13 protein-coding genes are annotated in these 14832 nt (G+C 61.6%); 10 read left to right on the forward strand and 3 right to left on the reverse strand.

From position 1 onward, the window contains the following. Positions 1 to 101 precede the first annotated feature (101 nt). Positions 102 to 947: a MurR/RpiR family transcriptional regulator gene (locus ABH945_RS00535; RefSeq protein ID WP_074765747.1), complete on the reverse strand. Its 846-nt coding sequence runs from the start codon at positions 945 to 947 to the stop codon at positions 102 to 104. A 309-nt stretch (positions 948 to 1256) separates the two neighbouring features. Between ABH945_RS00535 and edd the strand changes: the two genes are divergently transcribed. The 4 genes from edd (at position 1257) to ABH945_RS00555 (ending at position 6044) form a co-directional block, all read left to right on the forward strand. Next, positions 1257 to 3194 carry a phosphogluconate dehydratase gene (edd, locus tag ABH945_RS00540; RefSeq protein ID WP_429249419.1) on the forward strand — a complete coding sequence of 646 codons (1938 nt, stop codon included), beginning with the start codon at positions 1257 to 1259 and terminating at the stop codon, positions 3192 to 3194. 26 nt (positions 3195 to 3220) lie between these two features. Then, complete coding sequence (eda, locus tag ABH945_RS00545) at positions 3221 to 3862, forward strand: bifunctional 4-hydroxy-2-oxoglutarate aldolase/2-dehydro-3-deoxy-phosphogluconate aldolase (protein WP_429249420.1); 642 nt, start codon at positions 3221 to 3223, stop codon at positions 3860 to 3862. Positions 3863 to 4156: 294 nt separating this feature from the next. Then, positions 4157 to 5539, forward strand: a complete 1383-nt coding sequence (locus ABH945_RS00550; protein ID WP_429249421.1) for a GntP family permease — start codon at positions 4157 to 4159, stop codon at positions 5537 to 5539. Positions 5540 to 5549: 10 nt separating this feature from the next. Next, positions 5550 to 6044, forward strand: a complete 495-nt coding sequence (locus ABH945_RS00555) for a gluconokinase (RefSeq protein ID WP_074765738.1) — start codon at positions 5550 to 5552, stop codon at positions 6042 to 6044. Between the two features lie 110 nt (positions 6045 to 6154). Here the strand turns inward: ABH945_RS00555 and purB are convergent, their stop codons facing one another. Then, positions 6155 to 7543, reverse strand: a complete 1389-nt coding sequence (gene purB / locus ABH945_RS00560; protein WP_074765736.1) for an adenylosuccinate lyase — start codon at positions 7541 to 7543, stop codon at positions 6155 to 6157. 354 nt (positions 7544 to 7897) lie between these two features. Between purB and ABH945_RS00565 the strand changes: the two genes are divergently transcribed. The 6 genes from ABH945_RS00565 to ABH945_RS00590 all read left to right on the forward strand — a co-directional run bounded on the left by ABH945_RS00565 (position 7898) and on the right by ABH945_RS00590 (position 13702). Next, positions 7898 to 8854: a LysR family transcriptional regulator gene (locus tag ABH945_RS00565; RefSeq protein ID WP_074765734.1), complete on the forward strand. Its 957-nt coding sequence runs from the start codon at positions 7898 to 7900 to the stop codon at positions 8852 to 8854. A 138-nt stretch (positions 8855 to 8992) separates the two neighbouring features. Further along, entirely contained in the window at positions 8993 to 10306 is a 1314-nt protein-coding gene (locus ABH945_RS00570) for a Glu/Leu/Phe/Val family dehydrogenase (RefSeq protein ID WP_074765732.1), read from the forward strand. A 271-nt stretch (positions 10307 to 10577) separates the two neighbouring features. Next, positions 10578 to 11471 carry a glutamate/aspartate ABC transporter substrate-binding protein gene (locus ABH945_RS00575; RefSeq protein ID WP_074765730.1) on the forward strand — a complete coding sequence of 298 codons (894 nt, stop codon included), beginning with the start codon at positions 10578 to 10580 and terminating at the stop codon, positions 11469 to 11471. 91 nt (positions 11472 to 11562) lie between these two features. After that, complete coding sequence (locus tag ABH945_RS00580) at positions 11563 to 12303, forward strand: amino acid ABC transporter permease (protein ID WP_074765728.1); 741 nt, start codon at positions 11563 to 11565, stop codon at positions 12301 to 12303. Next, positions 12303 to 12980: a glutamate/aspartate ABC transporter permease GltK gene (gene gltK / locus ABH945_RS00585; RefSeq protein WP_074765726.1), complete on the forward strand. Its 678-nt coding sequence runs from the start codon at positions 12303 to 12305 to the stop codon at positions 12978 to 12980. The genes ABH945_RS00580 and gltK overlap by 1 nt, the downstream gene beginning before the upstream one ends. Further along, entirely contained in the window at positions 12977 to 13702 is a 726-nt protein-coding gene (locus ABH945_RS00590) for an amino acid ABC transporter ATP-binding protein (RefSeq protein ID WP_042320997.1), read from the forward strand. The genes gltK and ABH945_RS00590 overlap by 4 nt, the downstream gene beginning before the upstream one ends. Before the next feature lie 99 nt (positions 13703 to 13801). Here the strand turns inward: ABH945_RS00590 and ABH945_RS00595 are convergent, their stop codons facing one another. Continuing rightward, the gene (locus tag ABH945_RS00595) at positions 13802 to 14752 is read right to left on the reverse strand and encodes a class II glutamine amidotransferase (protein ID WP_429249422.1); all 951 of its coding nucleotides are present in this window, start codon (positions 14750 to 14752) and stop codon (positions 13802 to 13804) included. Positions 14753 to 14832: the final 80 nt, after the last annotated feature.

A 14832-nucleotide genomic window follows, 5' to 3' on the forward strand; every position in this document is an offset into this window, starting at 1 on the left:
CGCAGCGGGTTGGTGCTGCAAAGAAAGAGGGCAGTTGCCGTTCATGTCGGCAACTGCCCTTTTGTCATTCTGGCTTCGCTCCGAAGCTCACGCAGAAGCCGTCACCCGTGCGAATCCACTCTGCGCCGATGAATCACCTCTTTCGTCTGTGACAGCTTTTCCAGTAACTCCGGTCCCCGGCTGAGCGCCACGCCCACCGCCAGAATATCGCCGATCGCCAGATGCGACACGCGCGAGGTCATCGGCGAAAAAATATCGGTGTCTTCGTCGACGTTGGCAAACAGGCCGACGGTCGCGAGCCGTGCAAGCGGCGAATTGCCGTGCGTGATCGCAATCACCTTCGCGCCGGCATTGAGCGCGGCCTTCGCGGCGTCGATGATGTCGCGTGTGCGGCCGGTGTTCGAGATCGCGACCACGACATCGCCTTCGCCCAGCAACGCCGACGACATCAGAAACGTATGCGGGTCCGAGTACGCGACGCTCGGCATGCCGAGTCGGAAGAACTTGTGCTGCACGTCGAGCGCGGCAATGCCCGAACCGCCCGCGCCGTAGAACTCGATGCGCCGCGCCTGCGCGAGCAGATCGATGGCCGCCGCCACGCTATCCGACGACAAATTGTTGCGCACCTGGATCAACGCGCCGATGGTCCGGTCGAGCACCTTCGCGGCGACGCCCGGCGTCGGCTCGTCGGGCCGCACGTCGCGGTAGACGGCGGGCACTTCGGCGGCAATCCCTTGCGCCAGCCGGATCTTGAATTCGCGAAACCCCGAAAAGCCTAGCGCGTGACAGAACCGCGCGATGGTCGGCTGGCTCACGCCTGCGCGCGCGGCGACTTCCGTCATCGACAGGTCGAGCACTTCACGCGGCGCCTCGATCACGTAGTCGGCCAGCTTGCGCTCGGACGGCCGCAACTGGTCACGCATCTCTTCCACCTGAGACAGCATCATTGGAAAACTCGCACTATGCTGAAGAATGCGTGGACTATAGCTGATTGGCGAAGAAGCTACAAAAACTACATATTTGGTTCTAGGTGTTATCCCTAGTTTCGATTAAATAAGCGCTGACTGGCGGCCAGTAAGGCGCTCGACGATATTCCGCGATGCGGCGGCGCAGCAGGAAACGACGTTGCGATCGTGTAGTTTTTCTACTAAGATGGCGTCGTCGGTTGAACCGACGCCCCCGCGATACCTACCTGGCAAAGTGCGCATGCGCCTCGAGCACCTCACGCACCTGAAGCCAGCGACGAAGGAGCTCCGATGGTTTCCCCGCATTCGCAATTGTTGAAAGTCACGCAGCGCGTGATCGAGCGCAGCAAGCCCACGCGCGAGGCGTATCTCGCCCGCATCCAGCAGGCTCAAGGCAAGTTCCCGGCGCGCGGCGCGCTGTCCTGCGCCAATCTGGCCCACGGTTTCGCCGGCATGGAAGGCAACGACAAGCTCGTCATCAAGCAGATTCGCGAGCCGAACATCGGCATCGTGTCCTCGTACAACGAGATGCTGTCGGCCCACGCGCCGTACAAAAACTACCCCGACATCATCAAGCAGGCCGCCCGTGAAAACGGCGGCGTCGCGCAAGTGGCGGGCGGCGTGCCGGCCATGTGCGACGGCATCACGCAGGGCAACGCGGGCATGGAACTGTCGCTGTTCTCGCGCGAAGTCATCGCGATGGGCACGGCGGTTGCGCTCACGCACAACATGTTCGACGCGGCGCTGTGCCTCGGCATCTGCGACAAGATCGTGCCGGGCCTGCTGATCGGCGCGCTGCAATTCGGCCACATTCCGACCATTTTCGTGCCGGCCGGCCCGATGGGCAGCGGTCTCTCGAACGACGACAAAGCCAAGACGCGCCAACTGTTCGCGACCGGCCAATGCGGCCGCGACGCGCTGCTCGAAGCCGAAGCCGCCGCGTATCACAGCCACGGCACCTGCACGTTCTACGGCACCGCGAACAGCAATCAGATGCTGATGGAAGTGATGGGCCTGCATCTGCCGAGTTCGGCGTTCGTGCACCCGCATACGCCGCTGCGCGACGCGCTGACCGCGCAGGCCGCGCGCCGCGTGCTCGATCTGACGGTGGAGCGCGGCAACTACATGCCGATCGGCCATGTGATCGACGAGAAGGCGATCGTCAACGGCATCGTCGCGTTGCTGGCGACGGGCGGCTCGACCAATCACACGCTGCACCTGGTCGCGATTGCTCGCGCGGCCGGCATCGTGATCGACTGGGATGATTTCGACACGCTGTCGCAAGCGGTGCCGCTGCTCGCGAAGATCTACCCGAACGGCAAGGCCGACGTGAATCACTTCCACGCAGCCGGCGGCGTGGCGTTCCTCGTGCGCAATCTGCTGGAAGGCGGCCTGCTGCATGAAGACGTAAACACGGTGGCGGGCAAGGGCCTGACGCACTACACCGAAGAACCGAAGCTGATCGACGGCAAGCTGCAATGGGTGCCGGGCGCGCAGGCCAGCGAAGATACGACCGTGCTGCGCGGCATCGGCGAGCCGTTCCAGCCGGACGGCGGTCTGCGTCTGATGCAAGGCAAGCTGGGTCGCGGCGTGATCAAGATTTCGGCGGTGGCCGCGGCGCACCGCAAGGTGAAGGCGCCGGCGATCGTGTTCGATTCGCAGGAAGCGGTTCAGGAAGCATTCGACAAAGGCGAGTTGAAGCGTGACTTCATCGCCGTGGTGCGCTTCCAGGGCGCGCGCGCAAACGGCATGCCCGAACTGCATCGTTTGACGCCGCTGCTGGGTGTGTTGCAGGATCAGGGTTTCCATGTCGCGCTGGTCACGGACGGCCGTATGTCCGGGGCATCGGGTAAAGTGCCGGCCGTGATTCATCTATCGCCGGAAGCGTTGCTGCAAGGCCCGATCGGCAAAGTGCGAACCGGCGACATGCTGGTGATCGACGCCGAAGCGGGCGTGCTCGACATCGAAATCGACTCAGCCGAATGGGTCGCGCGACCGAACGCCGAGCCGCAGCATCAGGCAGAAAACGAAGTGGGCTTTGGTCGCGAACTGTTCGGCGTATTCCGTGCAGCGGCGGCACCCGCGGAGCAGGGCGCGTCGGTGTTCGGCAAGATGGTGGGCGAAGGCACAGGCTCTCACGCGAGCGCGCACGGTGCCTCGCACACGGCCCAGCACACTGCGCACAAAGCGCATACCGAAAAACACACCAGCACTACGCAAGCCAGCTAAGTGTTGCTGAAACAAGGAGTCTGACTATGACGGCGAAAACAGTAAGCGAGATCGTGCGCCTCGGCCCGGTGATTCCGGTGCTCGCATTCGACACGGTCGAACAGGGCGAACACGTGTCGCGCGCACTGCACGCGGGCGGCGTGAAGGTACTGGAAATCACGTTGCGCACCGCAGCCGGCCTGGAAGCGATCGAGCGTGCAAGTCAACTGGCCGAAGACATCGTGGTCGGCGTCGGCACGATCACGAAGCCCGAGCACTGCGCTCAGGCGAAGAAGGCGGGCGCGCAGTTCGGCGTGTCGCCGGGTCTGACGAAAGACATGCACCAGGCTTCGCTGGATGCGGGTCTGCCGCTGCTGCCGGGCGTCATGACGCCGACCGACATCATCACCGCGCTCGAACTCGGCTATGAAATCGTCAAGTTCTTCCCGGCGCAGCAAGCCGGCGGCGTGCCGATGCTGCAAGCGTTCCACGGCCCGTTCCCGACGCTGAAGTTCTGCCCGACGGGCGGCATCACCGCTGAGACGGCCACGCATTTCCTGTCGCTGCCGAACGTGGTGTGCGTCGGCGGATCGTGGTTGACGCCGAAGGCCGCGCTGGCTGCCGGCAACTGGGACGAAGTCACGCGTCTCGCGCGTGCTGCGAGCCAGCTGGCTGCGCCTGCTCATTGAGCAGGAAGCGCTTTAGCCACCTTTAGGTCGCTTTAGTTGGCTTTAATCGCCATTCGTCGCCGGATCGTGGTCCGGTGACAAAGGAGCCTCGCCGATACAGCCGTTCAGGTTGTAACGCCGAGGCTCCTTTTTGTTACGAGCACAGGATTCGCGCGCGTTTTCTGATAACAAACAGTAAAATTCAGCGTCCGCGCGGCCAGCCCGGTTTTCAGGCATCGCGCAGGTTGCCGTGAGACGAAGTGTTGGCTGCGTGTTCTGCACTCTGAGTCAATAACGCAAAAAAGGAGGGGCTTCATGGGAGCTTTCCACGGCAGCATGCTGCTGGTCATCGCGGTGATCGCCATCGCATTGCTGATCCTGCTGATCACGCGCTACAAGGTTTATCCGTTCCTCGTTCTCATCATTGTGTCGCTGCTGCTGGGTCTGGCGGCGGGCATGCCGATGGCGACCATCGTCAAATCGTTCGAAACCGGCAACGGCAATACGCTCGGGCACATCGCGATCGTGGTCGGCCTGGGCACGATGCTCGGCAAGATGATGGCCGAATCGGGCGGCGCCGAGCGCATCGCCACCACGCTGATCGACTTCTTCGGCGAGAAACACATTCACTGGGCGATGATGGTCGTCGCCGTGATCGTCGGCTTGCCGGTGTTCTTCGAAGTCGGCTTCGTGCTGCTGATTCCCATCGCGTTCAACGTCGCGAAACGCACCAATAAATCGCTGCTGCTGGTCGGCCTGCCGATGGTCGCGGGTCTGTCCGTCGTCCACGGGCTGTTGCCGCCACACCCGGCCGCGATGCTCGCGGTGCAGGCGTATCACGCGGATATCGGCCGCACGATTGCTTATGGTCTGATCGTCGGCATTCCGACCGCGATCGTCGCGGGTCCGCTGTTTGCGTTGCTGATCAGCCGCTATATCAAGCTGCCGAAAGAGAACGCGCTGGCTGCGCAGTTTCTCGGCGGCGCTAATGGCGACGATGCGGCGAAAGCGAATGCACCGAAGCGCGAACTGCCGAGCTTCGGCATCACGCTGTTCACGGTTCTGCTGCCGGTGATCCTGATGCTGGTCGGCAGTTGGGCCGATCTCGTGTTTGCGCCGAAAACCTTGCCGAACGATCTGCTGCGCTTCTTCGGCAATTCGGACGTCGCACTGCTGACGGCCGTGCTCGTCAGCTTCTGGACCTTCGGTGCGAAACGTGGCTTCACGCGCGACCAGATCCAGAAGTTCTGCGGCGAATGTCTTGCGCCGATCGCGGGCATCACGCTGATCGTGGGCGCGGGCGGCGGCTTTGGCCGCGTGCTGATGGACAGCGGCATTTCGAAGGAAATCGTCAACGCGGCGACGTCGGTGCATATGTCGCCGCTGCTGTTCGGCTGGCTGGTCGCAGCGCTGATCCGCCTTGCAACGGGTTCGGCCACGGTCGCGATGACGACGGCCTGCGGCATCGTCGCGCCGATCGCGGCAGCCGGTGCGGTGCAGGTCCGGCCGGAATTGCTGGTGCTGGCCACCGGCTCGGGCTCGCTGATCTTCTCGCACGTGAACGACGGCGGTTTCTGGCTGATCAAGGAATACTTTGGTATGACGGTGGGGCAGACCTTCAAGACATGGTCGCTCCTCGAGACCATCATCTCGCTGATGGGTTTGGGCTTGACGTTCGCGCTAGCGGCGGTTGTGTAAGGAGTTTTTGATGATTTTGATCGCAATGGGCGTGTCGGGCGCCGGCAAATCGAAGATTGGCGAAATGCTGGCGGAGCGCCTGCACTGCGCATTCACCGACGGCGACGCGTTTCACAGCGCCGCCAACAAGGAAAAGATGCACCACGGCATTCCTCTCACCGACGAGGACCGTTGGCCGTGGCTGAAAACCATCCGCGCGGCGATTGTGGAAAAGCAGAAGGCGGGCGAGACGGCGGTGTTCACGTGCTCGTCGCTGAAGCGCTCGTATCGCGATGTTCTGCGCGACGGCGACAAGGACGTGTGCTTCGTTTATCTGAAGGGCACCCGGGCTGTGCTCGAAGAGCGTTTGACGACGCGCACCGGGCATTTCTTCGATCCGTCGCTGCTGCAAAGCCAGCTTGATACGCTCGAAGAGCCGGGTTCGGATGAAGCGATCACGGTGAGCATCGAGTTGACGCCCGAAGAGATCGTCGATGACGTGCTCAAGCAGGTCGAGCAACGGTGAGTTTGCTAACTCGCTCGTTGTAGAGCCGTAAAAAAAGCCGCTCCTCGGAGCGGCTTTTTTTTCGTGCCGCCTCGTGTGAAACGAGGCGGCCATGTGCAAAGCAGGCGCGTTTAAGCGATACGCTTCGCCAGTTCGACCGCTTTGCCGATATACGAACCCGGCGTCATGGCGAGCAAACGGTCCTTCGCGTCTTGCGGAATCGCGAGACCCGTGACGAACGTTTGCAGCGCTTCACGCGTGATGCCCTTGCCGCGCGTCAGTTCTTTCAACTGCTCGTACGGGTTTTCGATGCCGTAACGGCGCATCACGGTTTGCACCGGCTCGGCCAGCACTTCCCAGCAGTTGTCGAGGTCTTCGTTCAGACGCTGTGCGTTCACTTCGAGCTTGTCGAGACCGCGGATCAGCGAGTCGTACGCGAGCAGCGAGTAACCGAACGCGACGCCCATGTTGCGCAGCACCGTCGAGTCGGTCAGGTCACGCTGCCAGCGCGACACCGGCAGCTTGTCGGCGAGATGGCGCAGCGTGGCGTTCGCCAGACCCAGGTTGCCTTCGGAGTTTTCGAAGTCGATCGGGTTGACCTTGTGCGGCATCGTCGACGAACCGATTTCGCCGGCCTTCGTGCGCTGCTTGAAGTAACCGACCGAGATGTAGCCCCACACGTCGCGGTCCAGATCCAGCAGGATCGTGTTGGTGCGCGACAGCGCGTCGAACAGTTCGGCCATGTAGTCGTGCGGCTCGATCTGGATCGTGTACGGATTGAACGTGAGCTTCAGACGCTGCTCGACGACTTCGCGCGAGAACGCTTCCCAGTCGAACTCGGGATACGCGGACAGATGCGCGTTGAAGTTGCCGACCGCGCCGTTCATCTTGCCGAGCAGTTCGACCTTCGCGACGCGGTCGATCGCGCGCTCGAGGCGCGCGGCGACGTTGGCGATTTCCTTGCCGAGTGTGGTCGGGCTGGCCGGCTGGCCGTGCGTGCGCGACAGCATCGGCTGTTCGGCGTGAGCGTGAGCCAATGCGACGAGGCGCTGATGCACCGAGCGCAGCGCCGGCAGAATGACGTGCTCGCGTGCGCCGGCCAGCATCAGGCCATGCGACGTGTTGTTGATGTCTTCCGACGTGCACGCGAAGTGGATGAACTCGCTCGCGCGTTCCAGTTCTTCCTGACCCTTGACCGATTCCTTCAGCCAGTACTCGACCGCTTTCACGTCGTGATTCGTCACGCGTTCGATTTCCTTGATGCGCGCGGCGTCGTGCGCGGTGAAGCGCTCGGCGAGTTGCAGCAGGAATTGTTCGGACGCTTCGGAAAAACGCGGCACTTCGGCGAAACCGGCGCGCGACAACGCGATCAGCCAGTGGATTTCAACCGTCACGCGATTGCGCATGAAAGCGGATTCCGAGAGCCAGTCGCGCAGGGCTTCGGTTTTCGACGCGTAACGGCCGTCGAGCGGGGAGAGCGCGTTGAGCGCGAACAGGGTGTCGGGGCGGGTGTCGGACATGATGGAGGCGTGAGCGCTGAAAGAGCGGGAGAAACTGCGGGAATCGCGAATTTTACCACCGGACGGCGGCTGTCCCGATTTTGCGGTGATGCCTGCGAGGCGGCGAGCCGCGGTGATATCGGCCGCCGGAAACGGCGAGGCGGCGGGCGGCGCGTTGGAGCCGCAGACCTCACGGCAGGCGCGGAACGCAGCTTGACGCGGTGGCCCATGCGAGCGACATGGCCCAGGCAAACCAGATTTGCGCGGACCAGACTCGTAGACACCCGCACAAAACGCCCCGCAATCGCGACAGCCGCGCCCCCCGACACCCTCTAGAATGCTGACTTCTCCCCACCCGCAGGCAGCAGGCCCCGCATGGAACTGAAATGGCTCGAAGACTTCGTTTCGCTCGCGGAAACGCGTAGTTTCAGCCGCTCGGCCGAGCTGCGCCACGTCACGCAACCTGCGTTTTCACGACGGATTCAGGCGCTGGAAGCATGGCTCGGCACCGAGCTGATCGACCGCTCGGTGTATCCGACGCGGCTGACGGCGGCGGGGCAGGTGTTCAACGAGCAGGCGCTTGCAATGCTGTCGCAATTCCACGAAGCGCGCGCTTTGTTGCGCGGACACACGGCGACACCGCAAGCGACCATCGAGTTCGCGGTGCCACACACGCTGTCGCTCACTTACTTCCCGCGCTGGCTGCAGCGGATCGAAGCGCAAATGGGCCCGATCCACACGCGGCTGCGCGCGCTGAACGTGCACGACGCGGCTTTGTCGTTAGTGGAAGGCGGCTGCGATCTGATGATGGGCTATCACCATCCCAGTCATCCGGTGGCGCTCGACCCCGGGCGCTACGACATGCTGACGCTCGGCAACGAGCCGATCAGCCCGTTCTCCGTGCCGGGCCGCGCGGGTCGTCCGCGTCATACGTTGCCGGGCACCGCCGATGCGCCCACGCCGTATCTGTCGTACACGCCGAACGCATATCTCGGGCGCATGACCGAAGTGATCCTCGCGAACGCGCCGGAGCGCCTCTATCTGGATCGGCTGTATGAAACGGACATGGCCGAAGGGCTCAAGGCGATGGCGCTGGCCGGCCACGGCATCGCGTTCCTGCCGCACAGCGCCGTGGAAGACGCCGTCGCCGATGGCAAGCTGATCCGCCTCGATCGGGCGACGCGCGGCACGCCGGAAGGGCAGCTTACGTTGAGCATGGAGATCCGCCTGTACCGCGACAAACTTGCGGCCAAAAGCGACGACGCGCGGCAGATACTCGTACGCCAGTTGTGGGACGTGGTATCCGAAGAGTTAGGGCACAGCACAGCCTGAAAACCTGCACGCTCACGACGCGAATTTGCGGCTTTCCGAACGTTATGCAAAAAAAACATAATCGGATAAGGAAACGGCATTGGATTTCAAAACGGCGTTTTTCGACAATGCACGTATTCGATCAACGCCGGAGCGTTCATGTCTTCCCAGCCGCAAGCTGTCCAATCCGCATCATCGTTGCAGTCCGTTCCTTCCTACCTCAATAGCGACAACCTCGGCCCGTGGGGCAACTACCTGCGTCAGGTCGACCGCGTCGCGCCGTACCTCGGCTCGCTGTCACGCTGGCTCGAAACCCTCAAGCGCCCGAAGCGCATTCTGATCGTCGACGTGCCCATCGAGCTCGATAACGGCACCGTCGCGCACTTCGAAGGCTATCGCGTGCAGCACAACGTTTCGCGCGGTCCAGGCAAGGGTGGTGTGCGGTATCACCAGGACGTGACGTTGTCGGAAGTGATGGCGTTGTCCGCGTGGATGTCGGTGAAGAACGCGGCCGTGAACGTGCCGTACGGCGGCGCGAAGGGCGGTATCCGCGTCGATCCGCGCACCTTGTCGCGTGGCGAGCTGGAGCGCATGACGCGCCGCTACACGAGCGAAATCGGCATCATCATCGGACCGAACACCGACATTCCCGCGCCGGACGTGAACACGAACGAGCAGATCATGGCGTGGATGATGGACACGTACTCGATGAACCAGGGGCAGACGGCCACCGGCGTCGTGACCGGCAAGCCGATCACGCTCGGCGGCTCGCTGGGCCGTCGCGAAGCGACTGGCCGTGGCGTGTTCGTGGTGGGCAGCGAAGCGGCACGCCGCGTCGGCCTCGATATCGAAGGCGCACGCATTGCGGTGCAGGGCTTCGGTAACGTCGGCGGGATCGCGGCGCGCCTGTTCCAGGAAGCGGGCGCGAAAGTGGTCGCGGTGCAGGATCACACCGGCTCGCTGTACAAGTCGACCGGCATCGATGCGCGCGCATTGCTCGAACACGTTGCGAAAACGGGCGGCGTGGGCGGTTTCCCCGAAGCGGACGCCGTAACGAACGAAGAATTCTGGACGGTCGAATCGGACATCCTGATCCCGGCCGCGCTGGAAAATCAGATCACCGAGAAAAATGCCGGCAAGATCAAGACGAAGATCGTCGTGGAAGGCGCCAACGGCCCGACCACCACGGCAGCGGACGACATCCTGCACGATCGCGGCATCCTCGTGATCCCGGACGTGGTGGCGAACGCGGGCGGCGTGACGGTTTCGTACTTCGAATGGGTGCAGGATTTCTCGAGCTTCTTCTGGACCGAAGACGAGATCAACCAGCGTCTGGAGCGCGTGATGCGCGAGGCCTTCACCGCGGTGTGGCAAGTGTCGAGCGAGCAGAAAGTCTCGGTGCGGACGGCGGCGTTTATCGTCGCTTGTAAGCGGATTCTGGAAGCGCGCGAACTGCGCGGCCTGTATCCCTGATCCTTATGTCTGAATAACGGCCGGCCCGCCCACAAGCGGGTTTGCCGTCGATTCCTGGCTGAACGCCGTCCACGAGACGGCGTGTTTTACCTGGCGGGCGGCATCCTATCGGTGCCGCCCGCCTTCGCATATCCGGAAAGCCTGACCGGATGGCCCTGAAAACGGCGCAAAAACCCTTAGCGGCGCGCACGCAACAGCAGGGCTAATTGCGATACTTTCAGAATAATTACTTTGCTAAACTGGCGCCGGTTCTTGCCAAGGAGATCACAACATGAAGGTTAAAAAAGCTGCGCTGCTGCTCGCGACACTCGGTCTGTTTACCGTTGGCGCGCAAGCGCAGGACGCCGGCACACTGAAAAAGATCAAGGACACGGGCGTCATTTCGCTGGGCCATCGCGAATCGTCGATTCCGTTCTCGTATTACGACGACAAACAGAATGTGATCGGCTACTCGCAGGAGTACGCGCTGGCCGTGGTCGAGGCAGTGAAGCAGAAGCTGAACATGCCTAACCTGAAGGTGAAGCTCACGCCGGTCACGTCGCAAAACCGTATTCCGCTGGTGCAGAACGGCACGGTCGACATCGAGTGCGGTTCGACCACGAACAACCTCGAGCGCCAGCAACAGGCTGCGTTCACGAACACGATTTTCGTGATCGGCACGCGCATGATGACCAAGAAAGACTCCGGCATCAAAGACTGGGCCGACCTGAAGGGCAAGACGGTCGTGACGACCGCCGGCACCACGTCCGAGCGCCTGCTTCGCAAGATGAATCAGGAAAAGAGCATGGGCATGAACATCATCAGCGCGAAGGACCATGGCGAGTCGTTCCTGACCTTGTCCACGGGCCGTGCCGCTGCGTTCATGATGGACGACGCATTGCTCGCGGGCGAGCGCGCGAAGTCGAACAATCCGGGCGATTTCGTGATCGTCGGCGCGCCGCAATCGCGTGAAGCGTACGGCTGCATGCTGCGCAAGAACGACCCGGAATTCAAGAAGGTCGCCGACGACGCGATCGCCAAGGTCCAGACCTCGGGCCAGGCCGATGCGATCTACAAGAAGTGGTTCGAATCGCCGATTCCGCCGAAGGGTTTGAACCTGAACTTCCCGCAAAGCGACGACATGAAGGCGCTGTTCAAGAATCCGAACGACAAGGCAATCGACTAAGTCGATCAAACCTTAGCTGTCTTTTTGAAACGCTGAACGAAACGGAAGGGGCCACGCGCTTCTTCCGTTTCTTTTTGCTGGAGTCTTGCTCATGTCATATCACTGGAACTGGGGCATTCTGCTGAGTCCGGTCTCCACCGGCGAGCCGACCACCTATCTGGGCTGGCTGTTTTCAGGTTTGTGGGTGACGGTGACCGTGTCGTTGTCGGCATGGGTCATCGCGCTGATCGTCGGTTCGTTTTTCGGCGTGCTGCGGACGGTGCCGAATAAATGGGCATCCGGCATCGGCACACTTTACGTCGCCATTTTTCGCAACATCCCGCTGATTGTGCAGTTCTTTATCTGGTATCTGGTGATACCGGAGTTGCTGCCTGTATCGATGGGCAACTGGTTCAAGCAACTGCCGCCCGGCGCGCAGTTCTTTTCGTCGTCCATTCTGTGCCTGGGCCTGTTCACCGCCGCGCGCGTGTGCGAGCAGGTGCGCTCGGGCATCAACGCGCTGCCGCGCGGCCAGCGTGCCGCGGGTCTGGCAATGGGCTTTACGCAATGGCAGACGTATCGCTATGTGCTGCTGCCGGTTGCGTACCGGATCATCGTGCCGCCGCTCACGTCCGAGTTTCTGAATATCTTCAAGAACTCGGCGGTCGCGTCGACGATCGGTCTGCTCGATCTGTCCGCGCAGGCGCGTCAGCTGGTCGACTACACGTCGCAGACTTATGAGTCGTTTATCGCCGTCACGGTCGCGTACATGCTGATCAACCTGGTCGTGATGCAACTGATGCGCTGGGTCGAAGCCAGAACCCGGTTGCCCGGCTATATCGGAGGCAAGTGATGCATCATTTCGACTGGAGCGGTATTCCGGGCGCGCTGCCTACGCTGTGGACCGGCGCTGTCGTCACGTTCAAGATCACGCTGATCGCGATCGTGTTCGGCATCATCTGGGGCACCATTCTCGCGATGCTGCGGCTGTCGTCGTTCAAACCCTTCGAGTGGTTCGCGAAGGGTTACGTGACGATCTTCCGTTCCATCCCGCTGGTGATGGTGCTGCTGTGGTTCTTCCTGATCGTGCCGCAAGTGCTGCAGAACGTGCTCGGGCTGTCGCCGGATATCGACATCCGCCTCGCGTCGGCGATGGTCGCGTTCTCGCTGTTCGAGGCCGCGTATTATTCCGAGATCATTCGTGCGGGCATTCAGGCGGTGCCGCGCGGGCAGGTCAACGCCGCGTTCGCGCTCGGCATGAGCTATTCGCAGGCCATGCGCCTGATCGTATTGCCGCAGGCGTTCCGCGCAATGGTGCCTTTGTTGCTCACACAAGGTATCGTGCTGTTTCAGGATACGTCGCTCGTCTACGTGATCAGCCTCGCCGACTTCTTCCGCACCGCCACGAATATTGGCGATCGTGACGGTACGAACATCGAAATGGTACTGTTCGCGGGCGCGTGTTATTTCGTGGTCTGCGTGATCGCGTCGAGCCTCGTCAAAGGTCTTCAGAAAAAGGTCGCAAGATGATCTCCATCAAAAATGTTTCGAAGTGGTACGGCCAGTTTCAGGTGCTGACCGACTGCACGACGGAAGTCAAAAAAGGTGAAGTGGTGGTGGTGTGCGGGCCGTCGGGCTCGGGCAAATCCACGCTGATCAAAACCGTCAACGGCCTGGAGCCGTTCCAGAAGGGCGAAATCGTTATCAACGGCCAGTCGCTGACGGACAAGAAAACCAATCTGTCGAAGCTGCGTTCGAAGGTCGGTATGGTGTTCCAGCACTTCGAGCTGTTCCCGCATCTGTCGATCGTGCAGAACCTCACGCTCGCGCAGGTGAAGGTACTCGGCCGTTCGAACGACGAAGCCACCGCGAAAGGGCTGAAGCTGCTTGATCGCGTGGGCCTGCGTGCGCATGCGGACAAATTTCCGGGGCAGTTGTCGGGTGGTCAGCAGCAGCGTGTGGCGATTGCGCGCGCGTTGTCGATGGACCCGATCGCGATGCTGTTCGACGAACCCACTTCGGCGCTCGATCCGGAAATGATCAACGAAGTGCTCGATGTAATGGTTGAACTCGCGCAGGAAGGCATGACCATGATGTGCGTCACGCACGAAATGGGCTTTGCGAAGAAGGTCGCGCATCGCGTGATCTTCATGGACAAGGGCTTGATCGTCGAAGACGACCGCAAGGAAGATTTCTTCGCGAACCCGAAGTCGGATCGCGCGAAGGATTTTCTGGCGAAGATCCTGCACTGAGATTGAGCTTGATTACGCGGCCGGTGTTGTCTGGCCGCTTGCTCAGAATGAAAAAAAGCCGCTATTTATAGCGGCTTTTTTTGTGCGCGACTTATTCGGTCAGGATTCGAACGCGGCGGTATCGTCTGCGGCTTCGATGTCGATTTCATTGGCCGCCAGCGTGTCTGCTTCGGACACTGTCGGCGTGATCGATGCCGCAATCGTCGTGGCCGACGCGGATGCATCCAGCGCCGGATTGCGCAGCTTTTCCAGCACCGACGCCGGCACCGGCACATTCACACGGTCGATCACTTCGCCGTGCTGGAACATCATCAGATCGCCCGGTTCGAACGCGGTCCACACTTCGTTGTCGGTCAGTGGCTTGGTCGCAATAACTGCGACGCGGTCTTCCGGCGTCGTGTATTTGGCGAAATCGATCGATACATCCGCGTCGACCAGATGCGCGGTCGAGAACGGCCAGCGCCGCACGATGTAATGCAGATGCGTCGAGCAATGCGCGAACAGCGCCTGGCCGTTCGACATCAGAAAATTGAACACGCCGAACTGTGTGATGTCGCGCGTGATCGTTTCGAGCGCGGCGAACAGTTCGGCGAGCGGCGGCTGCTGCGCCCCCGGAAAAGCCTTGCGCAAGCCTTCCAGCAGCGCGCAGAAAGCGAGTTCGCTGTCGGTCGTGCCGACCGGCTGATACACGCCGGTCAGTTCAGGCGCGTACTCTTTCAGATCGCCGTTGTGCGCGAAAATCCAGTGACGTCCCCACAATTCGCGCATGAACGGATGGCAGTTTTCGAGCAGGATATGCCCCTGCGTCGCCTTGCGGATATGCGCGATCGTGTTCTTCGATTTGATCGGATAACGCTTGACCATCTCGGCGATCGGCGACGTGGCCGACGATTGATGGTCGATGAACAAACGGCACGCTTTGTCTTCGAAGAAGGCGATGCCCCAGCCGTCGGCATGGTGATCGGTGACGCCGCCACGCGCCGCAAAGCCGGTGAAAGAGAACGTGACGTCCGTCGGCGCGGCGCAGTTCATTCCGAGAAGTTGGCACATGTTGCAGGTAAGCCTGTGAACGGGGCGAGCCGTTACAATGATGATTTTCCAAGCATATCACCGAGCCAGAAACGCCAAAT

Origin of the sequence: Paraburkholderia sp. GAS333, assembly GCF_050435665.1 — a bacterium.
GTDB classification, from domain to species: Bacteria; Pseudomonadota; Gammaproteobacteria; order Burkholderiales; family Burkholderiaceae; genus Paraburkholderia; species Paraburkholderia fungorum_A.